The 21339-nt window shown below is 66.9% G+C and carries 21 protein-coding genes; 10 read left to right on the top strand and 11 right to left on the bottom strand.

Annotated elements, in window-relative coordinates:
- Window positions 1-310 precede the first annotated feature (310 nt).
- From dnaA to B6S44_RS28150, 5 genes are all read left to right on the top strand, one after another.
- A complete protein-coding gene (dnaA, locus tag B6S44_RS28130) occupies window positions 311-1813 on the top strand; it encodes a chromosomal replication initiator protein DnaA (protein ID WP_465246145.1) in 1503 nt (500 codons plus the stop codon).
- Between the two features lie 133 nt (window positions 1814-1946).
- A complete protein-coding gene (dnaN, locus tag B6S44_RS28135) occupies window positions 1947-3065 on the top strand; it encodes a DNA polymerase III subunit beta (RefSeq protein WP_129160262.1) in 1119 nt (372 codons plus the stop codon).
- Between the two features lie 129 nt (window positions 3066-3194).
- A complete protein-coding gene (gene recF / locus B6S44_RS28140; protein ID WP_129160264.1) occupies window positions 3195-4322 on the top strand; it encodes a DNA replication/repair protein RecF in 1128 nt (375 codons plus the stop codon).
- A 124-nt stretch (window positions 4323-4446) separates the two neighbouring features.
- Window positions 4447-5061, top strand: a complete 615-nt coding sequence (locus B6S44_RS28145) for a LysE family translocator (RefSeq protein WP_129160266.1) — start codon at window positions 4447-4449, stop codon at window positions 5059-5061.
- A 1-nt stretch (window position 5062) separates the two neighbouring features.
- Complete coding sequence (locus B6S44_RS28150; protein ID WP_129160268.1) at window positions 5063-5416, top strand: cupin domain-containing protein; 354 nt, start codon at window positions 5063-5065, stop codon at window positions 5414-5416.
- Window positions 5417-5423: 7 nt separating this feature from the next.
- Here the strand turns inward: B6S44_RS28150 and B6S44_RS28155 are convergent, their stop codons facing one another.
- Both B6S44_RS28155 and hrcA read right to left on the bottom strand, forming a co-directional pair.
- Complete coding sequence (locus B6S44_RS28155; protein WP_129160270.1) at window positions 5424-6080, bottom strand: ankyrin repeat domain-containing protein; 657 nt, start codon at window positions 6078-6080, stop codon at window positions 5424-5426.
- Window positions 6077-7159, bottom strand: a complete 1083-nt coding sequence (gene hrcA / locus B6S44_RS28160; protein WP_129160272.1) for a heat-inducible transcriptional repressor HrcA — start codon at window positions 7157-7159, stop codon at window positions 6077-6079. Before hrcA ends, B6S44_RS28155 begins: the two co-directional genes overlap by 4 nt.
- A 137-nt stretch (window positions 7160-7296) precedes the next feature.
- Here hrcA and rph point away from each other — a divergent pair, with 137 nt between their 5' ends.
- From rph to B6S44_RS28185, 5 genes are all read left to right on the top strand, one after another.
- Window positions 7297-8013, top strand: coding sequence for a ribonuclease PH (gene rph / locus B6S44_RS28165; RefSeq protein ID WP_129160274.1), 717 nt, complete (start codon window positions 7297-7299; stop codon window positions 8011-8013).
- Window positions 8014-8026: 13 nt separating this feature from the next.
- Entirely contained in the window at window positions 8027-8227 is a 201-nt protein-coding gene (locus B6S44_RS28170) for a hypothetical protein (RefSeq protein WP_129160276.1), read from the top strand.
- 10 nt (window positions 8228-8237) lie between these two features.
- Window positions 8238-8885 (top strand): RdgB/HAM1 family non-canonical purine NTP pyrophosphatase, encoded by a 648-nt coding sequence (gene rdgB, locus B6S44_RS28175; protein WP_129160278.1) that lies wholly within the window; start codon window positions 8238-8240, stop codon window positions 8883-8885.
- On the top strand, window positions 8882-10084 hold the full coding sequence (hemW, locus tag B6S44_RS28180) for a radical SAM family heme chaperone HemW (protein ID WP_248309807.1): 1203 nt from the start codon (window positions 8882-8884) through the stop codon (window positions 10082-10084). The genes rdgB and hemW overlap by 4 nt, the downstream gene beginning before the upstream one ends.
- 180 nt (window positions 10085-10264) lie before the next feature.
- Entirely contained in the window at window positions 10265-11488 is a 1224-nt protein-coding gene (locus tag B6S44_RS28185; RefSeq protein ID WP_129160280.1) for an SMP-30/gluconolactonase/LRE family protein, read from the top strand.
- Between the two features lie 12 nt (window positions 11489-11500).
- On the opposite strand, the gene tsaE is transcribed toward B6S44_RS28185, so the two are convergent.
- The 9 genes from tsaE to B6S44_RS28230 all read right to left on the bottom strand — a co-directional run bounded on the left by tsaE (window position 11501) and on the right by B6S44_RS28230 (window position 21282).
- Window positions 11501-13105 (bottom strand): tRNA (adenosine(37)-N6)-threonylcarbamoyltransferase complex ATPase subunit type 1 TsaE, encoded by a 1605-nt coding sequence (gene tsaE, locus B6S44_RS28190; protein ID WP_129160282.1) that lies wholly within the window; start codon window positions 13103-13105, stop codon window positions 11501-11503.
- On the bottom strand, window positions 13102-15546 hold the full coding sequence (locus B6S44_RS28195) for a sensor histidine kinase (RefSeq protein ID WP_164985998.1): 2445 nt from the start codon (window positions 15544-15546) through the stop codon (window positions 13102-13104). Before B6S44_RS28195 ends, tsaE begins: the two co-directional genes overlap by 4 nt.
- Before the next feature lie 475 nt (window positions 15547-16021).
- Window positions 16022-17422 carry an adenosylhomocysteinase gene (gene ahcY / locus B6S44_RS28200; protein ID WP_129160286.1) on the bottom strand — a complete coding sequence of 467 codons (1401 nt, stop codon included), beginning with the start codon at window positions 17420-17422 and terminating at the stop codon, window positions 16022-16024.
- A 167-nt stretch (window positions 17423-17589) separates the two neighbouring features.
- On the bottom strand, window positions 17590-17787 hold the full coding sequence (locus tag B6S44_RS28205) for a DUF2283 domain-containing protein (RefSeq protein WP_129160287.1): 198 nt from the start codon (window positions 17785-17787) through the stop codon (window positions 17590-17592).
- On the bottom strand, window positions 17784-18044 hold the full coding sequence (locus B6S44_RS28210; RefSeq protein WP_129160289.1) for a DUF4258 domain-containing protein: 261 nt from the start codon (window positions 18042-18044) through the stop codon (window positions 17784-17786). The genes B6S44_RS28205 and B6S44_RS28210 overlap by 4 nt, the downstream gene beginning before the upstream one ends.
- Window positions 18045-18185: 141 nt before the next feature.
- Window positions 18186-18518: an HPr family phosphocarrier protein gene (locus tag B6S44_RS28215; protein ID WP_129160291.1), complete on the bottom strand. Its 333-nt coding sequence runs from the start codon at window positions 18516-18518 to the stop codon at window positions 18186-18188.
- A gap of 17 nt (window positions 18519-18535) precedes the next feature.
- Window positions 18536-18937, bottom strand: a complete 402-nt coding sequence (locus tag B6S44_RS28220; RefSeq protein WP_129160293.1) for a PTS sugar transporter subunit IIA — start codon at window positions 18935-18937, stop codon at window positions 18536-18538.
- Between the two features lie 102 nt (window positions 18938-19039).
- Window positions 19040-19492, bottom strand: a complete 453-nt coding sequence (locus B6S44_RS28225; protein ID WP_129160295.1) for an HPr kinase/phosphorylase — start codon at window positions 19490-19492, stop codon at window positions 19040-19042.
- Complete coding sequence (locus B6S44_RS28230) at window positions 19489-21282, bottom strand: sensor histidine kinase (RefSeq protein ID WP_129160297.1); 1794 nt, start codon at window positions 21280-21282, stop codon at window positions 19489-19491. Before B6S44_RS28230 ends, B6S44_RS28225 begins: the two co-directional genes overlap by 4 nt.
- Window positions 21283-21339: the final 57 nt, after the last annotated feature.

The raw sequence follows: 21339 nt of genomic DNA on the forward strand, positions 1-21339 counted from the left end.
GGACAGCGATGTTTGACCGGCTCTCCTAAGAATTGTTGATGGTTTCTGCTTACAACCAGGCGGGGTTGGAAGAATGAGTTTCTATGTCTCAAAGATTTAAACGTTTTGAAATCAAGCGCAGCCGCAACTGAACTTTCAGAGCGCGCGGCACTACCCGGAAAAAGCGTTGGGATGACCTCGCTTCGCGGCGTTTTTTCGCCGACGAGGAGAGCGACATTTTTTCTAAAACCGAAAATATTGCACAGCCAACCCCAGAACGGGGTGGTCAAGTGCAGGGCACTGAAACGGGGCAATTGGAATGTTCGAGCGGATGGAGACTGGCAACTTGACCGACGCAACCACCACCACAGTGCTGACGGGACTTGTCCTGAGCGAGCCGAGGGGTGCTGCCGGGATCAAGGATCGCTGGGATAGGGTCCGCCGACGCCTGCGTGCCGAGCTCGGCGAAGACGTTTTCTCCAGCTGGTTCGCCCGCGTCGAGATTGGTGCGATCGTCGACGGCGTCGCCCATCTCACCGTCCCGACCCGCTTCCTGAAGAGCTGGCTCGAAGCGCACTATGCCGAGCGTCTGCGGACGCATTGCGTGGCAGAGCTCGACGCTCCCAACGGGATCGCCCTCGCGGTGCGCCAGGTGTCGCGGGATAGCTCCGAGCCCTGCCGGGACACCCCGGCACAGAGCGCACGCATGGCTCAACCCCGTGCCACAGCTCCCGTCGCAGAGATTGCTCCCGCCTCGGCGACCCATCAGCCCGGCGAACGCGATGCCATGGACGCCAACGGCACGCTGCTCGACCGGCGCATGACCTTCCAGAGCTTCGTCGTCGGCAAGTCGAACGCGCTCGCCTTCGCCGCGGCCGAACGGATCTCGGCAGCGCCTGCCGGCTCGACGCCTTACAACCCGCTCTACCTCCATGCCGGCGTCGGCCTCGGCAAAACCCATCTGATCCAGGCTATCGCCCAGGATGCACGCCAACACGGCAAGCGCGTCGCCTATTTCACCGCCGATCGCTTCATGTACGGCTTCGTCGCGGCGCTGAAGTCGCAGACGGCGCTCGCCTTCAAGGAGAAGCTGCGCGGCATCGACCTCCTGATCGTCGATGACGTCCAGTTCATCCAGGGCCGCTCGATCCAGCAGGAGTTCGGCCACACGATCAATGCGCTGATCGACGCCGGCAAGCAGATCGTCGTCGCCGCCGACCGGCTGCCTACCGATCTGGAGGCGCTCGATGAGCGCATCCGCTCGCGGCTCGCAGGTGGGCTCGTCGTCGAGATCGGCGAGCTCGACGAAGCGCTGCGGGTCAAGATCCTGACGATCCGCCTCGACGGGCTGAAGGCCGCCCATCCGAGCTTCCTCGTCAACCCGGATGTGATCGCCTATGTCGCCCGGGCGGTCGCCACCAATGGCCGCGACCTCGACGGCGCCGCCAACCGCATCCTGGCGCATGCGACGCTCACGGGCGCGACGGTGACGATGGAAACCGCCGAGGCGGCGATCCGCGACCTGGTGCGGACGCGCGAGCCGCGCCGGGTCAAGATCGAGGACATCCAGAAGCTGGTCGCGACCCGCTACAATGTCAGCCGCGCCGATATCCTGTCGGAGCGACGCACCGCAGCGGTGGTCAAGCCGCGCCAGATCGCGATGTATCTCGCCAAGGCGCTGACGCCGCGTTCCCTGCCCGAGATCGGCCGCCGCTTCGGCGGGCGCGACCACACCACCGTGCTGCACGCCGTGCGCAAGATCGAGAAGGCGATCGTCGAGGACCGGCTGTTGCACGACGAGGTCGACCTGCTGAAGCGCATGCTGCAGGAGTGAGCCTGTCTCTCGTGTTAGCTGTGATTGCAGGCATTCCCGCCCTTGCGCGGGAACCGGCCCTCCGGCAATGTCGCGGGCCATTCTCTCGCCCGCGCGCCTTGCCGCGCGGGCGCCAGCACGCCAGAAGACGCCCATGAAGGTTACGGTCGAACGCTCCACGCTCCTGAAGTCGCTCGGGCATGTCCATCGTGTGGTCGAGCGGCGCAACACGATCCCGATCCTGTCCAACCTGCTGCTGCGCGGCAGCGAGGATGGGCTGAAGCTGAAGGCGACCGACCTTGACATCGAGGTCGTCGAGACCGTGCCGGCCGACGTGATCGAGCCCGGCGCGACGACGGTGCCTGCCCACACGCTCTACGACATCGTGCGCAAGCTGCCGGACGGCTCCCAGGTCTCGCTCGAGACCACCGGCGAAACCGGCCAGATGCTGCTGCGCTCGGGCCGCTCGCGCTTTACCCTGCAGACCTTGCCGGAGAGCGACTTCCCGGACATCACCGCCGGCGAGATGGCGCATCGCTTCGTGCTGCCGGCCGGCGAATTCAAGCGCCTGATCGACAAGACCCAGTTCGCGATCTCGACCGAGGAGACGCGCTATTATCTCAACGGCATCTATCTACACGCCATCGACGTCGACGGGCGCCCCGTCCTGCGCGCGGTCGCGACCGACGGCCATCGCCTCGCCCGCGTCGACACTCCCGCCCCGCAGGGCTCGCTCGGCATGCCGGGCGTGATCGTGCCGCGCAAGGCGGTGTCCGAGATCCAGAAGCTGCTCGAGGATGGCGAGAGCGAGGTCCAGATCGAGCTCTCGGCCACGAAGATCCGGGTCGCCACGGCCGAGGTCGTGCTGACCTCGAAGCTGATCGACGGCACCTTCCCGGACTATCAGCGCGTCATCCCATCCGGCAACGACAAGCTGCTCACCGTCGACCGGGGCGATTTCGCGGCCTCCGTCGATCGCGTCTCGACGATCTCGTCCGAGCGCGGCCGCGCCGTGAAGCTCTCCATGGCCGATGGCCGCATGACGCTCTCGGTGACCAATCCCGATTCCGGTTCGGCAACCGAGGAGATCGAGGTCGACTACGATGCCGGCCCGCTCGATATCGGCTTCAACGCGCGCTACCTGATGGATATCGCCGCCCAGCTCGACGGCGACACCGCTTTGCTCAAGCTCGCCGATCCGGGCTCGCCGACGGTGATCCAGGACCGCGAAGGCGCTTCGGCCCTCTATGTGCTGATGCCGATGCGGGTTTAGAGCATTGCGCGAAAAAGTGGGAACCGGTTTTTCGCAAGAGCAATGCTCTAACCTTTTAGAATCGATCACGGTTTTCGCATTTTGACGGAATCGTCAAAATGCGACGTGATCTAAGCCCGCGAGCGCTTCTTGACCGCGGTCGCCCACCTCACTTTGCAGAATTTCCGCTCCTATCCGGCCCTCGATCTCGCGATCGAGGGCCGGCTCGTTGCGCTGTGCGGCGAGAACGGCGCCGGCAAGACAAACCTGCTCGAAGCGCTCTCGCTGTTCGCCCCCGGCCGCGGCCTCCGACGCTCCGATCTCTCGGATATGGCGCGCCAGCCCGGCGATGGCGGCTTTGCCGTCTCGATCGCGCTCGCCGATGACGGGGCGAGACTCGGGATCGGACTGGAGCCGCCGGATGCCGAAGGGCGCCGGGCCCGGATCGCCCGCATCGACGGCGTCTCGGCCGGCTCGGCGCTCGCCTTCAGCGATTATCTCCGCCTGGTCTGGCTGACGCCCGATCTCGACGGGCTGTTCCGTGGCTCGGCCGGCGAGCGCCGCCGCTTCCTCGACCGGCTGGTACTCGCGGTCGATCCCGGCCATGGCACTCGCTCGAACGCGCTCGAAAAGGCGCTGCGCTCGCGCAACCGTATCCTCGAGGAAAGCCCGCACCAGCAGCGCTGGCTCGACGCCGTCGAGCGCGAGATCGCCGAACTCGGCGTCGCCGTCGCTGCCGCCCGGGCCGAGACCGTGGCGCGGCTCTCCGCCATCATCGCCCAGAACCACGATGACGCCTCGCCCTTCCCGCAGGCTGATATCGCGCTTGAGGGGGAGATCGACGCGCTGGTTGCGAGCCTGCCGGCGCTCGATGCCGAGGATCGCTATCGCGACTTGCTGGCCGGGATGCGCCCGCGTGACAAGGCGGCCGGCCGCACGCTCACCGGACCGCAGGCCTCCGATCTCGCCGTGCGCCATGCCGCCAAGGACATCCCCGCCGGACAAGGCTCGACCGGTGAGCAGAAAGCGCTGCTGATCGGGCTCGTGCTCGCTCATGCCCGCCTCGTCGCGACGATGAGCGACCTGCCGCCGCTCGTCCTGCTCGACGAGGTCGCCGCCCATCTCGATCCGCGCCGGCGCGCGGCGCTCTATGCGGCGCTGGCCGAGCTCGGCTGCCAGGTCTGGATGACCGGCGCCGACCCGGCTCTGTTCGGCGATCTTCCTGATGGGGCGCAGCGCTTCCTGGTCACGCCGGGCGAGGTTCGTGCCGTATCCTGACAGCGGCGGTCGCCCATGATCGGTCAGCCCGGCTGATCGACCTCATCACGCATGCCGATGGGACGCTGGGCTTGCTTGCTGCTAGCATGGCGTGAAGAACGTCAATCATCAGGGATGAGCGCCGATGGATCTCGCCGGACTTCTGGTTTTCGCCGGTGTCTATTTTCTCGCCGTCGCCTCGCCCGGGCCCGGCATCGCCGCGATCGTGGCGCGTTCGCTGTCGACCGGCTTCCGGCGGGCGGTGCCCTTCGTGCTCGGCATCGCGGCCGGCGACCTCGTCTGGCTGGCCTTCTCGGCGCTCGGCCTGTCCGTGCTGATGCAGAGCTTCCACGGCCTGTTCCTGGCAATCAAATACGCCGGCTGCGCCTATCTCATCTATCTCGCCTGGAAGCTCTGGACCGCGCCGGTGAAGAGCCTCGAAGACCAGCCGGCGATGCGCGGCGAGGGCATCCGCCTCTTCCTCGGCGGCATCGCGCTGACGCTCGGCAACCCCAAGGTGATGGTGTTCTTCGTCTCGATCCTGCCGCTCGTCGTCGACCTGCACGCACTGACGCCGCTCGCCTTCGTCGAGGTCGCGGTGCTGACCATGCTGATTATCAACACCACCCTGCTCGGCTATGCCTTTGCCGCCGACCGGGCACGCCGGCTGGTGGCAAGCCCGCGCACCCTGCGCCGGATCAACCGCGTCACCGGCGGGGTGATGGCGGGCGCCGCGGCGGCGATCGCGACGCGTGGCTGAGATGGCTGACACGAGCGCAGAGCCCCGTGCCATTCGCCGTGAGGACTGGTCCGAGACCCCCGGCGAATGGCATGGCGAGGTGCAGGGCTTCGGCGGTGAGGTCTCGCTGATCTTCGTTCGGGCCGAGCCGGGCAAGGGGCCAAGGCTGCACAGCCACCCCTATCCCGAGACCTTCATCGTGCGTGCCGGTCGGGCGCTCTACACGATAGGCGATCAGGAGATCGAGGCCGGGCCGGGAGAAATCCTGGTCGTGCCGGCCGGCGTGCCGCACAAGTTCCGCAGCCTCGGGCCGGAGGTGCTGGAATCGATCGACATCCACGCCAGCGAGCGCTTCGCCACCGATTGGCTGGAGTAGGCTGGTCTCAGCGCCCGCCCGCGGCCGTGATCAGTTTGGCGACCTCGCTCTGGCCGCGCTTTTTGGCATGCGCAAGCGGAGTGACGCCATCGCGGTCGGCAAGGTTGGGATTGGCGCCGGCGTCGAGCACGAGCCTCGCCACCTCTCGATGGCGCGGGCCGCCATCGCCGAGGATCACGATCTCCAGAAGACAGGTCCAGCCGAGATTGTTGATGTGGTTCACGTCGATGCCACTGGTCAGGAGCAGCTTGGCGGTCTCGACATGGGCGCGCTCGCAGGCCGGAATCAGCGCATTGCCGCCATAGCGGTTGCGCAGCGACAGGTCGGGCTTGAGCGGCAGCATCGCCGCGATGATCTCGGTGCGGCCACTGGCGCCGGCGAGCAGCCAGGGCGTGTCCTGGTTCGCGGCCTGGGCGTTGGGGCTCGCTCCCGCGGCGAGCAACGCCTTGGCGATAGCGACATGGTTGCCGGCGACGGCGAGCAGGAGCGGCGTCTGCCTCTGGCCGTCGAGCGCTTCGAGATCGGCGCCGGCTGTGATCAGGCCGTTCACCGCCGCAAGATCGCCACGACCGGCCGCGTCGAGCAGCCCGGTCTGGGCCTCGCTTGTCCCCGCCATCAGCAACACTCCCGCCAGGATCGCGGCAGCGCGCAGCAGCCGCCTCATCGCCCGCTGTCGAGCAGACGCCCGACCACCTTGGCGGTATAGTCGACCATCGGCACGATCCGGGCATAGTTCAAGCGCGTCGGGCCGATGATGCCGACGACGCCGACGATGCGCTGGCCGACATCGCGGAAGGGCGCCGCGATGATCGACGAGCCCGACATCGAGAACAGGTTGTTCTCCGAGCCGATGAAGATACGCACCCCGTCGCCGGCCTCGGCGCGCGAGAGCAGGTCGATCAATTCGGTCTGCGTCTCCAGATCGGCGAAGAGCAGGCGGATGCGCTCGAGATCCTCCTGCGCCTTCAGATCCTCGAGCAGATTGGCCTGGCCGCGCACGATCAGGTGCCGGTCGCTGGAGGGACCGGAGCTCGTGGCGATGCCCGTCTCGACCAGCCGGGCGGTCAGTTCGTCGAGCTCGCGCTCCATCTGCGTGCGGCTGTCGGCGATCTCACGCCGCAGCTCGTCCAGCGTCTTGCCGACGATGCGGGCATTGAGGAAATTGCCGGCCTCGACCAGCGCCGAAGCCGGCAGTCCCGGCGGCAGCGCCAGGATGCGGTTCTCGACCGTACCGTCATCGGCGACGAGGACGACGAGCGCGCGGCCAGCATCGAGCCGGACGAACTCGATATGGCGCAGCCTTGCATTGGCCTTGGTGGTGACGACGACGCCGGCGCCGCGCGACAGCCCCGACAGCAGCGCCGAAGCCTCGGTCAGCGTCTGATCGAGCGAGCGGTTGCTGGCGGCCGCCCTGATCTGCGCCTCGATGCGGGCCCGCTCGTCCGAGGTGAGGTTGCCGACCTCCATCATGCCGTCGACGAAGAAGCGCAGGCCCCGCTCGGTTGGCAGACGCCCGGCCGAGGTGTGCGGCGCATAGATCAGCCCGGCCATCTCCAGATCGGTCATGACGTTGCGCACCGTCGCCGGCGACAGCGCGATCGGCAGCAGGCGGGCGATGTTGCGCGAGCCTACCGGCTCGCCGGTGGTGAGGTAACCGTCGACGATCTGGCGAAAGATTTCGCGCGAGCGCTGGTCGATCTCGACCAGGCCGCCGGGCGAATCCGGGCGGGTATGGGCGCTCATCGCCTCGTGAACAGCCTCGTGACCATGGCCCATTGTCCCCGGCGCGGGCGGCAGGATCAAGCCCTCATGACCGGCTCGCCTTGCCGCTCTCCGGTTAAACGCCTACAAGCCGCGAATTCAGAAGACAGGATGGCACGATGAGACCCTCGAAGCGCGCAGCCGACGAGATGCGCAAGGTCACGCTGGAACGTGGCGTGGTCCGCTACGCGGAAGGGTCGTGCATGGTCACCTTCGGCGAGACCAAGGTGCTCTGTGCCGCGACCGTCGAGGAAAAGGGGCCGCCCTGGCTGCGCGGCACCGGCAAGGGCTGGGTCACCGCCGAATATTCGATGCTGCCGCGCGCCACGCATGAGCGCACCCGCCGTGAGGTCACTTCGGGCAAGCCGTCGGGGCGGACGCAGGAGATCCAGCGTCTCGTCGGACGCTCGCTTCGCGCCGTGGTCGACCTGACCGCGATCGGCGAGCGCCAGATCGTCGTCGACTGCGACGTGCTGCAGGCCGATGGCGGCACCCGCACCGCCTCGATCACCGGCGCCTGGGTCGCGCTGCACGATGCGCTGAAATGGATGGAAGGCCGTGGCATGCTGAAAGGCGCCAACCCGCTGAAGGACCATGTCGCAGCGGTCTCCTGCGGCATCGTCGCCGGCAATCCCGTGATCGACCTCGACTATGTCGAGGATTCCGGCGCGCAGACCGATGCGAATTTCGTCATCACCGGCTCAGGCGGCCTCGTCGAGGTACAGGGCACGGCCGAAGGCGCTCCCTTCAGCGAGGAAGAGCTGATGGCGCTGCTCAAGCTCGCCAAGGGCGGCATCGGCAAACTGGTCGCCCTGCAGAAGGCTACGGTTTCCTAGACTGGGGGGTGCGATGGATTGGCTGACCGTCGTCCTGGGCGTGCTCATCGGTCTTCTCTTGGTCGGCGGAGTGATTATCTTCGCCTTCCGGGCCGAAACCTGGCCGGGCCGGAAACGATCTCGCCTCGCGCCGCCCTCCGGCCGCTACGATGACGGCGACGGTAACCAGCCCCTGACCTCGCACGATTCCCCCTCCTCGCCCTCAGATCACTGAAACCAATCCGATGACCGAACAACGCCTCCTCACCGGCAAGGTTGTGATCGCGACCCACAACCAGGGCAAATTGCGCGAGATGCGCGAGCTTCTGGCGCCCTATGGAGTCGAGCTGGTCTCGGCCGGCGAGCTTGGCCTGCCCGAGCCCGAGGAGAACGGCCACATGTTCGCCGAGAACGCCGCGATCAAGGCGGTCGCGGCAGCGGAAGCCTCCGGCCTGCCGGCGCTGGCCGACGATTCCGGCGTCTGCATCGATGCGCTCGACGGCGCGCCCGGCCTGTTCTCGGCCAATTGGGCCGGGCCGGGCAAGGATTTCGCCCCGGCACTGGCCCGCGTCCAGGTGGAACTGGCCAAGCGCGGCGCGACCACACCCGAGCAGCGCAAGGCGCATTTCGTCTCGGCGCTGGTGATCGCCTGGCCGGACGGACATCAGGAGCTGTTCGAGGGCCGCGTCTTCGGCGAGATCGTCAACTCACCGCGCGGGCTTTCCGGCTTCGGCTACGACCCGATCTTCCAGCCGGCCGGCCATGCCAAGACCTTCGGCGAGATGACGGCGGAGGAAAAGCACGGCATTCCGCAGGACGGCTCGCCCGGCCTGTCGCACCGGGCCCGCGCCTTCCATGTCCTGGCCGCCGCCTGCCTGAGGACGCCCGCTTGACGTCCGCAGCCGCCTTGGCGCGGCAACCCGGCGTGCCGGCACACCCGACCGCGGATGCCGGCTTCGCCGTCTATGTGCACTGGCCGTTCTGCCTGGCCAAATGCCCCTATTGCGACTTCAACTCCCATGTCCGGCATCAGCCGCCGGACCAGGCGCGCTACATCGCCGCCTTCCGCCGCGAGATCGCCCAGCGCGCCGAACTCGCGCCGGGTCGCACGGTCAACTCGATCTTCTTCGGCGGCGGCACGCCCTCGCTGATGGAGGGCGCCACAGTCGGCGCGATCCTCGATGCGATCGGCGAGCACTGGGCCATCGCCTCGGACTGCGAGGTGTCGCTAGAGGCCAATCCGACCAGCGTCGAGGCCGGGCGCTTCCGCGATTTCCGGGCGGCGGGCGTCAACCGCGTCTCGCTCGGCGTCCAGGCGCTGAACGATACCGACCTGAAAGCACTCGGCCGGATGCATTCGGCGCAGGAAGCGCTCGACGCGGTCGCGATCGCGCGGCGCTATTTCGAGCGCTACTCCTTCGACCTGATCTATGCCCGCTCCCCGAACCAGACGCCGGCGCTCTGGCAGGCAGAGCTCGAACTCGCGATCAGCCATGCCGCCGAGCATCTCTCGCTCTACCAGCTCACCATCGAGCCCGGCACCGCCTTCGAGCAGCTCTACAAGGCCGGCAAGCTCGCCATTCCCGAGCCCGATGCCGGCGCCGCGCTCTACGAGCTGACGCAGGAGATCACCGCCAAGCATGGCTTGCCGGTCTACGAGATCTCGAACCATGCCCGGCCGGGCGCCGAGTGCCGGCACAACCTGGTCTACTGGCACTATGGCGAATATGCCGGCGTCGGCCCCGGCGCCCATGGCCGGCTGGTGACCACCGATGGTCGCTTTGCCCAATCGACCGAGAAGCGCCCCGAAACCTGGCTGGATCGGATCGAGGCCGGCACTGACGCACTGGTCGAGAACGAGCGTCTCTCGGCCGAGGCGCAGGGCGACGAATACCTGCTGATGGGTCTCAGACTGGTTGAAGGCATCGATCTCGACGTCTTCGAGGGACTCGCTGGCCGAAAGCTCAACGGAAACCGGATCGGCAGCCTGATCGGCGAGGGCTTCCTCATCCGCACGCCGAATGGCCGCCTCGCCGCGACGCCGGAAGGCGCCCTGCTGCTCGACGCGCTCGTCGCCGATCTGGCGGCCTGAGGACAGATCGCGGCAACGATCTCCGGACTCGGTATCATTAAACCGATTTAAGTTGATGAGAAGCCCTGCTGGAGCAAGGCTCGCCATGACGAAGCAGCCACCTTCCGCCACGTCACCGCCGCAATCGGCGCCCCCGATGTCACCCGCAAGGACGGGACAGTCCGGCTCAGGGAGGTCAAGATGCAGCAGAGCAAGATCGACGAAACGCGCACGGCGCTGTCGCGCCGCCGCTTGTTGCAGGTCGCTGGAGCGGGCGCGCTTGCAGCCGCCGCCGACACGGCCTTGGCGCAGGCCCCGGCCGCCCGCCCCGGGCCGCCGAGCACGATCACCAGCCCGCCACGCGATTTCAGCCGTGGCGGCGCGCCCACCACCTATTTCTGGGACCCTGACGTCATCGCCGTCGATCCGGCCTTCGAGGGCCTGGCCCAGCCCAATGCGCCGATCCAGCGGCTCTGGACCGGCGCGCTCTGGGCGGAAGGGCCAGCCTGGAACGCGCAGGGGCGCTACCTCGTCTGGAGCGACATCCCGAACAACCGGCAGATGCGCTGGCTTGAGGATGATGGCCGCGTCAGTGTCTTCCGTACGCCCTCGGGCAACAGCAATGGCAACAGCTTCGACTTCCAGGGCCGGCAACTCTCCTGCGAGCATCTGAACCGCCGCGTCGTCCGCTACGAGCTCGACGGCTCGGTGACGATCCTCGCCGACAAGTTTGACGGCAAGCGGCTGAACTCGCCCAACGACGTCGTTCAGCATCCCGACGGCAGCTACTGGTTCACCGACCCGCCCTATGGCGGCCAACTCTATGAAGGCGCGCCCGATGCGGCAGGCGGGCCGAGCAATGCGAGCGGCAAGCTCAACCCTCGCCTCGGCCAGCCGCCCGAGATCGGCTCTTACAAGCGCGAATTGCCGACGAATTGCTACCGCATCGATCCGAGCGGCCGCGTCGATCTCGTCGTCACCGAACAACAGGTGCCCGACCCGAACGGCCTGTGCTTCTCGCCCGACTTCAAGAAGCTCTACGTCGCCTCGACCGGCAAGGGCCCGGGCGACACCGGTCCCGGCGGCAAGGGCGACATCCATGTCTTCGATGTCGGTGCCGACAACAAGCTCTCGAACGGCAAGCTGTTCTCGGACTGCATGGTCGACGGGGTGAAATGCGGGCCGGACGGGTTGCGCTGCGACGTGCAGGGCAATCTCTGGGCCTCATCCAATGCCGGCCGCGCCGTCGGCTACAATGGCGTGCTCTGCTTCAGCCCGGACGGCAAGCTGATCGGCCGCATCCGCCTGCCGGAAGTGTGCGGAAACGTCTGCTTCGGCGGGCCGAAGCGCAACCGGCTGTTCATGGCCGCGAGCCAGTCGCTCTACGCGGTCTATCTCGGCACGCAAGGCGCCGCGCCGGGCTGAGAAGCGCCCGGCTCAGCCCTCATCCTGCTCGGGCCGATCCTGCTCCGCGGGGTCGGCCTTCGCTTCCGGCTTCGGCTGATCCGCATAGAGCTTGGGCAGGTAGGTCTCGTACCAGGCTTTCAGCTCGGCCAGCGCCGGATGTTCGAGATTGCGGCGCAGATAGGCTTCAATCCGGGGCAGGTGCTTGAGATAGCCCGGCTTGCCGTCGCGCCGGTCGAGCCTGGCGAAGATGCCGGCGATCTTGGTGTTGCGCTGCGCGCCGAGGATCGCATAGGCGCGGGCAAAGCCCGGCAGGTCGAAGCTCGGATCGGTGCCGCGCCGTGCTCCGGCATAGGCTGCAAGCAGACGCAATTCCAGCGCTGCCGGCACGTCGACCCGGGCATCCTGCCCGAGCGCGACGAGGTCATAGCCGGGATGGCCGAGCACCGCGTCCTGGAAATCGATCAGGCCGAGCCTTGCATGACCGACACGATCCGCCAGCCAGAGCAGGTTCGGCGAGTGATAGTCGCGCAGCGTCCAGGTCGCCGGCGTCTCGAAGAGCTCGTCGAACAGCTTGTCCCAGATGCGGCTGAACTCCGCCCGCGTCACCGCCGGCAAGGTGACGCCAGCGATATGCGGGGCATACCAGTCGAGCACCAGCTCGGTCTCGATGGCGAGCGCCTCGCGGTCATAGTCCGGCAGGACGTGGTCGCGCCCTTCGGCGACCGGAAGAATCGTTGGCAGAGCGTGCCGGTGCAGCTCGGCGAGCAGGCGGGCCGCGGCCTCGTAACGCTCGGGGATCGGCCCGTCCTCATTGACCACCGGCTCGGAGCCAAGGTCCTCGATGATCAGAAGGCCGGTAACGAGGTCCTGCGCCAGGATCGCCGGCGCGGAGAGGCCGAGCGAACGCAAACCCTTGTCCATGGCGACGAAAGCATCGACGGATTCGGCGAGATGGGCGATGGCGCTGTAGGGCTTGCCCTGGCGGATCGCCGGCCCGTCGGCCCGTGGCGGCGAGATCATCAGGATCGCGGTCTCGCCCGAGGGCCTGATCAGGCGCTCATAGGCACGGCTCGAGGCGTCACCGAGCATGAATTCGCGCCGCGCCTCGCTCCAGCCGGCCTCGTCGATCAGCTGTCGCGCGCCGATCGCGAGCGACAGCCGCTGGCGCCAGAGCACCCCGCCGGAGAGCGTCGCGATCCTGCCCTGCTCGGGGTTCTCAGGGTCGACATCGAGCACGATGTCGAGCCGCCGGCCGGCCGGCAGACGCGTGCCGGCCCGGTCCGGCCATTCGACGATAGTAATCGCGAGATCGAGATCCTCGACCAAGCCGATATCGTCGAGCTCGTCGGGATTGCGGACGCGGTAGAGATCGGCGTGCAGCAGGAGCCCGCGCGGGCTGTCATAGCTCTGCACCAGGGTAAAGGTCGGGCTCGGCGCTTCCAGTGCGGGATCGTCGGTGAGGCGGCGCAGCATGGCGCGGGCCAATAGCGACTTGCCGGCACCGAGATGGCCTGAAAGCGCGACGATGTCACCGGTCTTGAGAATATCGGCGATGTCCTGCGCCAGCCGCACCGTCGCGGCCTCGGTCGACAGGACGACGACATGGCTGCCCGTCCGCGCGGCTTCGTCGCTCATTCCGCCGCGTCCGAGATGCGCATGCCTTCAGGCGGAAAGACCGCGGTGACACGGGTGCCCTGGCCGAGGGCGGAGTCGAGCTCGACGCGGCCGCCATGCAATTCGACGATCGAGCGCACCATCGACAGGCCGAGCCCGACGCCGCGATGGCGCGAGCCAAGCGAATGGCTCTCGAAACGGTCGAACACCTTCTCCTTGACCTCGTCCGGGATGCCGCGGCCCTCGTCGGCGACGGTGATTCGGATCTCGCCGCCGATCCGGCCGGCGCTGACGCGGATTGTCTGGCCGGGCTGGGAGAAGCCGATCGCGTTCGAAAGCAGGTTGAACAGGATCTGGCGCAGGCGCTTGGGATCGGCACGGAGCGGACCGGTCTGCGGGGCGATGTCGACCTGGAGCCTGAGCTTGCTGTCGGTGAGGCGGTCCTGCAGGCCAGTCGCAGCCTGGGCGATGCTCTCGGCGACGTCGACCTCCTCGAGATCGAGCGCAAGCGCACCATTGTCGATCGAGGCGAGGTCGAGAATGTCGTTGATGATGGCGAGCAGCGCGCCAGAGGAGCGGACGATATGGCCGGAATAGTCACGCTGCTTGTCGTTCAGCGGGCCGACCGTCTCCTCGCCGAGCAATTGCGCGAAGCCGATAATGTTGGTCAGCGGCGAGCGCAATTCGTAGGAGACGTGATGGACAAACTCTTCGCGCAGCCGCGAGGCGCGCTCCAAGGCGTCGTTGCGCTCGGTCAGCGCCCGTTCGACATTCACGCCGGCCGTGACGTCGGCGAAGGTGATCAGCGTTGCGCCATCAGGCAGCGGCGCGGCGGTACAGTCGAGCACCATGCCATCGCGACGCTCCATATGGCAGCGATAATCCTCGCGCGCATCGCGCACGCCGGCGACCGCGCTGCGGATCTCGGTCCAGACGGCATCGTCCGGGAAGAGCGGGCGGCATAAGGTCACGACCTCGTCGATATGCGGCGCAGACGCGGCGCGCTCGGGCGGGAGCTTCCAGAGCTGGGCGAAGGCCGGGTTGGAGAGCTTGAGGCGGCCATCCGAGCCGAACACGGCAACGCCTTCACGCAATGAATCGAGCGTCTCGCGCTGGGTGCGCGAGAGCGCATTGAAGCGCGATTCCAGCGTGAAGCGCTCGGTCTCGTCATCGAAGAGATAGGTGACGCCGCCCTGGGGATTCGGGCTGGCAACGACATGGACGGTGCGCCCGTCGGGCAGGTACCACCAATCCTCGCTGGCGCGTGTCGCGGTGTAGGCGGCGTGCACTGAGGCCTTCCAGGTGCGGTAGTCGCCAAGCTCGGGCAGGCGGCGCTCGGTGCGCAGGCGATCGAGGATCTCGCCGTCGCCCGGCGCACTGTCGAGGAAGCCGGGGTCGAGCGACCAGAGCGCCTCGTAGCCGCTATTGCGATAGACCAGGCGCTGCGAGGCATCGAAGACGGCGACACCGGTCTTCAGCCGGTCGAGGGTGCGCACATGCGCATCCATCTGACGCTGCAGATCAGCGCGGACCGCCTCCAGCTCGCTCATATCGGTAGCGATGCCGGCATAGCCCGAGGGCGTCGGTGTTTCCAGGATATCGACGATCCGGCGCTGGCCAGCCATGACGACGGGTGCGCGCAGCTGGAAGACGCGGCCATCCTTGCGGGCCTTCGTGGCCGCCTCGCGCTCGCTGCGATCGAAGAGTTCAAGCCCGGCCTTGACCACCTGCTGACCATCTGCAGCCTCGACGGCCCGGGCATAAGCCCCGTTGACCCAGGTCAGGCGACCATCGGTGGCGCGCGTCCAGACCGGCTGCGGCACGCCCGCGAGCAAGCTCGTCAGCGCGGCATGGTCACTGGCGAGCTTGCCGAGTTCATCCTCCAGCGCCAGCGCCCGGGCGCGCTCACCATCGACTTCGCGCAGCCGGATCACGGCGCGGCCAACCACGGGCCGGCCCTCGGCGTCGACATAGCGTCCGGTCTTGGCCTTAAAGGTGAAGGCGAAGGCTTCGCCATGTTCCTTGAGAGCTTCCGTCGCGAGTTCGAGTCGCTTTGCGTCGGCCGGCGGAGCCCAGGTGCCATAGGCCAGCGCCGGCGCAGAACCGCCAATGCCGAGAAAGCCGCTATCGCCCTCGACCACCGGGCTCGCCTTCGGTCCGTTCCAGCTCAGCACGACCTGCCGATCCGCCGCGAGCAGAGCGCTGAGGCGCTCCTGATGGCCACGCGTCGCCTCCAGGCCTGCAGCGAGCTCGCCTTCCCGCCGGGTCCAGCGCGAGCGTTCACGGACATAAAGAACCGAGGTGGTCGTGGCGAAGACGACGAGCCCGACGAAGATCAGCGAGAGGCCGCCGGCGTTGAACCACTCGGCCCGCACGGGCAGGATGGCCTCGACCTGAGCGAAGGCGGGGACCGGCGCCACGCCGGCAAGACCAGGCAGGAGAAAGCGGACCGCTCCGTTCATCTCCTGTCCGACCTGCCTTACCCGTCTCATTCCTGCGTCCGTCCTGTCCCAGGCCAGCCTGTGGCCGCAATTGGCGAGGTGCCGTCGGCATGGCCGCCCGCCATGGCTCCCCTTGAAGGATCCACGCCCGCAACCTGCGCAAAGCCACCGCTGCACGAAACCGGACGCCGCGTGCGAAGCCTGCCGACAGCCCGAATCAGTGCCACTGTAATCACCGCAGGACTCCGTCAGGAAGTGCTTAATCGATAGTAAAGGCCGAATGGCGACAGCCGCGGCCGACGCATTCTGGCGGCAAACAACAAGTAGAGGCCACCCAACATTCGACGTCTATTAGTAGTGCCAGACGTGCCCTATTGTGCCTCGAATACGACAAAGCCCGGCACGAGGCCGGGCTTTCTCATCATTGCAGCCGCCGCCCGAAGGCAGGCTCCATGCGGTACGGCGTCACTCGGCCGGCCGCTGCCGACCAGAATGATCAGTAGCGATAGAGTTCCGGCTTGAACGGGCCGGTCGGCGCCAGGCCGAGATACTTCGCCTGCGCATCGTTCAGCACGGTCAGCTTGGCGCCGACCTTGGCGAGATGCAGCGCCGCGACCTTCTCGTCGAGATGCTTCGGCAAGGTGTAGACCTTGTTCTCGTACTTGCTGTGGTGGTTCCAGAGTTCGACCTGGGCCAGCGTCTGGTTCGAGAACGAGCAGGACATCACGAAGGACGGGTGACCGGTGGCGTTGCCGAGGTTCACCAGGCGGCCTTCCGAGAGCAGGATGATGCGCTTGCCGTCGGGGAACTCGACCTCGTCGACCTGCGGCTTGACGTTGTCCCACTTGAAGTTCTTCAGGCCGGCGACCTGAATCTCCGAGTCGAAATGGCCGATATTGCAGACGATGGCGCGGTGCTTCATCGCGCGCATATGGTCGACGGTGATGACGTCGAGATTGCCGGTGGCGGTCACGAAGATGTCGGCGCGCGGAGCGGCGTCCTCCATGGTGACGACCTCGTAGCCCTCCATCGCCGCCTGCAGCGCGCAGATCGGATCGATTTCGGTGACCATGACGCGGCAGCCGGCCTGGCGCAGCGAAGCGGCCGAACCCTTGCCGACGTCGCCATAGCCGGCGACGAGCGCGACCTTGCCCGACATCATCACGTCGGTGCCGCGGCGGATGGCGTCGACCAGCGACTCGCGGCAGCCATAGAGATTATCGAACTTCGACTTGGTGACGGAGTCGTTGACGTTGATCGCCGGGAAGGGCAGGCGGCCGGCCTTGGCGAGATCGTAGAGGCGATGCACGCCGGTGGTGGTCTCTTCGGAGACGCCCTTGATCGCGGCCCGGGTCTTGGTGAACCAGCCCGGATTGGCCTTGAGCTCGCGCTTGATCAGCTTGAAGAAGATCGTCTCTTCCTCATTGCCCGGCTTGTCGAGGAAAGCGGCGTTGCCAGCCTCGGCCTCGGCGCCGAGGATGACCAGCATGGTCAGGTCGCCGCCATCGTCGAGGATCATGTTCGGCGTGCCGCCGTCACCCCAGGTTGCGGTGCGCAGCACGTATTCCCAGTACTCCTCCAGCGTCTCGCCCTTGATGGCGAAGACCGGCACGCCGGAAGCGGCGATCGCGGCGGCGGCGTGATCCTGGGTCGAGAAGATGTTGCAGGAGGACCAGCGCACATCGGCGCCGAGCTCGGTCAGCGTCTCGATCAGCACGGCGGTCTGGATGGTCATGTGCAGGCAGCCGGCGATGCGGGCGCCCTTGAGTGGGTTCTTGCCCTTGTGCTCGGCGCGGATCGCCATCAGGCCCGGCATCTCGTCCTGGGCCATGTTGATTTCCTTGCGGCCGTAATCCGCGAGGCTGATGTCCTTGACGACGTAATCCTGCTTCGACACGGGGGCGCTCCAATCGATCGTGCTTTGAATGACGGCGGCTCTCTAGCAGGGTGCCCGCCAGAAGGCAATCAAAGATATAAAGATGTCTTTATATCCGCTCCGAGATCGGATTGGAGCGCCCATGACGCAGCCATGCTGCGCTGCGGCTTGATTCTGCGATTGTGGACTCAGGCTGCCGCCAGCTTCGTCAAATCCGCGCCATTTGCGAGATGCTCGGTGGCGTCCAGGATTTCCACCGCGACAATTTTGCCGTCAGCGTCAAAGTCGAAGACGATGCCGGGGCGCACTTCCTCGCTCTCGCTCACCGGGGTATCGGCAAAGCGGAGATAAAGGGCGTCAGCCTCAGCATCGTAGTGGGTCTTCATCGTCTGCGGCTCCGGTCGAGGAAGAGCGTGATCACGCGACATGTCTGACCTGACTGGACATATACCACACGCAGAACTCTTCCGTCGCGCTCAGGCAAGGCTTTGTATGCCCTTGTCCGATCGAGGTGTTTCGGATCGGTTTCGATTGCATCAGGACTGAGAATTGTCCGCTCGACCCACTCGCGCCGGATGTCACGCTCCACCAGCATAGAATTGGCATGGTTTGTATAGCTGAAGCGTCTTTCCGGCTCGATCATCGGAAGCCCCGTCGTTCAAAAACATGCCCGCTGATGCGGCTGTCTCGAACGATACGGCGCAATGGTTACACTGAAGAATTCTGAGGCCGGTGCGAGCCGGTCGATGTGAGTCCTCCGCCAGTCTTGGCGTAGGATCGACACTTACTCGCCCTCGCCGAACCTGTCGGCGACGAGCGCGCCGAGCGCCTGCAGCGCGTCCTTCGCCTCCGGCCCCTTGGCAACCACAGTGATGGTCGAGCCGATACCGGCCCCTAGCGTCAGGATGCCCATGATCGAGGTGGCGCCGACCGTCTCGCCGCAGCGGCTGACGGTGATGTCGGCGTCGAACTGGCTGGCGCATTGCACGAATTTGGCCGTGGCGCGGGCGTGCAGGCCCTTCTTGTTGATGATCTGGAACTCGCCATAGACGGCGCCGGCCGGAACCTCGACCTCGGAGCAATCGCAATCCTCGTCGCGGACGTCTTCTTCGCGCATGTCCTGCACGCCGGACCTCATTTGCCCGCCAGTACGCGGCTGGCGACCGTGATGTACTTGCGGCCGGCATCCTGCGCGCTGCTGACAGCTTCGTCGAGGGTCTTCTCCTCACGCACGCTGGCGAGCTTGATCAGCATCGGCAGGTTGACGCCGGCGACGACGTCGATCCGGCCCGGCTCCATCACGGAGATGGCGAGGTTAGAGGGCGTACCGCCGAACATGTCGGTCAGGACGATGACGCCCTTGCCGTTCTCGACCTGCTCCACCGCCGCGATGATGTCGCGTCGGCGGCCCTCCATATCGTCATCGGGGGCGATGGCGATGGTGGCGAGATTGGCCTGAGGGCCGACGACATGTTCGAGCGCGGCGCGGAATTCCGTCGCCAAGTGCCCATGCGTGACAAGCACGAGTCCGATCATTCAGTACCACCGGAGAGCGCCAACGGCGCCCGGACAAGGTCGCGGTTTATGCGGCAGGTGCGAAAGATAGGCAAGGCTTGTCTCGAACTCCTCGAAACCAATTCACTCCGCTCCGGCAAAGAGCGCAAGCGCCGCGAGCACTAGACGTTCGTCGCCCGCCCTCGGAAGCAGGAAGAGCCGCGGCAGGGCGACGCCAGCGATGGTCTCGACCAGCGCCTCCGGCTCCGGCATGCGCTCCGGCTCGGTGCCGCAATCGATCACAAGCCGGACCACCGCAGCGGCGAGATGCGGTTCCGGGGTCAGGCCAAGGCCGCGCCGCTCGACCAGCCCTTCGAGCGGCGATACCGGCCCGGCGATGACGCGGCCGGCGCGGACGGTGATTTCGGTGCGGTCATCGGCGACCAGCCTGGCGAAGCGGCCCTGGAGCTGGGCTTGGCCGATCAGCGCCAAGGCCAGGCTCGACTTGCCGGTGCCAGAGGCGCCGCGGATCAGGATACCGGCCTCGCCGACGACGACGGCGCCAGCATGCAGGCGAAGTGGGGGAGCGGCGCTCATACCGGCTGCGCCGCCACCGGCAGATGCACGACGAAGCGCGCGCCCAACCGCTTGTCCTCGCCCTCCGACTGCTCGGAGGCGTAGCGGTTCTCGGCCCGGATCATGCCGCGATGGGCTTCGACGATCTGACGCGAGATCGAGAGGCCGAGGCCGGAATTCTGGCCAAAGCCGCTTTCCGGCCGGTCGGTATAGAAGCGCTCGAAAATCCGTTCCAGCGCATGTGGTGGAATGCCTGGACCGTCGTCCTCGACCGCGATCAGCACATCGCCGGCGACGCGCGATAGCTTGACCCTGACCGGCTTGTCCGCCGGCGAAAAGGAACGGGCGTTCTCGATCAGGTTGACGAAGACCTGGCCGAGGCGGGAATCGTGGCCAAGCACCCGGAAAAGATCGCTGCCGGGCCGTTGGCCGCGCCGATCGACCGAGAGTTCGACGGCTGGCTGGCCTTCCCGGCGAATCTCGTTCTGGACCGAGACCACCGCTTCGACGAGCTGGGCCACGTCCAGCGGAGCAGCATCGTCGCGTGCGAGCTCGGCATCGAGGCGCGACGCCTCCGAGATGTCGGTGATCAACCGATCGAGGCGTTTCACGTCGTGGCGGATCACCGCGAGCAGGCGGCTGCGCGAGTCGTCGTTCTTCGCCAACGGCAAGGTTTCGACGGCACTGCGCAGCGAGGTCAGCGGGTTCTTGAGCTCATGGGCGACGTCGGCAGCGAAGCGCTCGATCGCCTCCATCCGATTGTACAGGGCCTGGGTCATCTCGCGGAACGAGCCGGAGAGATGGCCGATCTCGTCATGGCGGCTCGAGAAGTCCGGGACCTCCTCGCGCGACTTGACGCCACGGCGGACGCGCTGGGCGGCATCGGCCAGCTTGCGGATCGGCTCGGCAATGGTGCCGGCGAGCAGCACCGAGAGCACGATCATCACCCCTGCCGCGACCACGAAGACCTGGAAGATGGCATAGCGCTCGGAGGCGATGACGGTGTCGATGTCGCCGCCTTGCGTCGACAGCAGCAGCGCACCACGCACGGCTCGGAAGCGCTGCACCGGCACGGCGACCGAAACGATCGTCTCGCCACGGGTGTTGACCCGCACCACGCTGGCTGGCGAGCCGGCAAGGGCGCGGGCGACCTCCGTGTAGGATCGGCCGTTGGCGTTGGCGAAATCGTCATAGGCCGGCACATCGGCGCGGCCGAGCCGGTTGCGGAACAGGTTCCAGGTGCGCTCGAGCAGCGGCGGCTCGTCGCTCTCGCCGATGCGCGGCAGATCGAGCCGCAAGATATCGCCGCGCGAATAGAGGTTGCGCGAATCGAGCGTCAGCATCCCGTCCTTGTCGTAGATGCGGGCGCGGGTCTTGGTCGGCGTCACCAGCCGACGCAGCAGCGGCGCGACCTTCTCAGGGTTGATCGAGAAATCGAGCGGGTCCTCGGCGATCGCACCGCTCTCTCCCGCCTGCATCTGCAGGAGCTTGTCCGGGTCGATCGCGATCGTGTCGGTCTCGACCGTGGCGGAGGCGGCAATGGCCCCGGCGATGATCTCACCCTGCGTCAGCAGGCTCTGCACGCGAGCCTCGATCAGGCCCTCGCGGAACTGGTTGAGATAGAGGAACCCGACGAGGAGGGCGACGAGGCCGGCGAGATTCAGGACGACGATGCGCCGGGTCAGGCTCGAGGCAGCCCGCCCGGAGATGGCGCGCCACACGCGGCGACCGACCAGCGCGGCGCGGCGGCGCAGCGTCAGCCCCGTCCGCGGCCCGCCGGCGCGAGCCCCTTCCTGTTCGATCGTAGCCATGAGCGGCTCATACCCTGTCCCGGCGCCCGCGAAAACGCGGTCTTGGGCCGCGCCGGG

Origin of the sequence: Allobosea sp. Tri-44, from assembly GCF_004123845.1 — a bacterium.
In the GTDB taxonomy this organism is placed as follows: domain Bacteria; phylum Pseudomonadota; class Alphaproteobacteria; order Rhizobiales; family Beijerinckiaceae; genus Allobosea.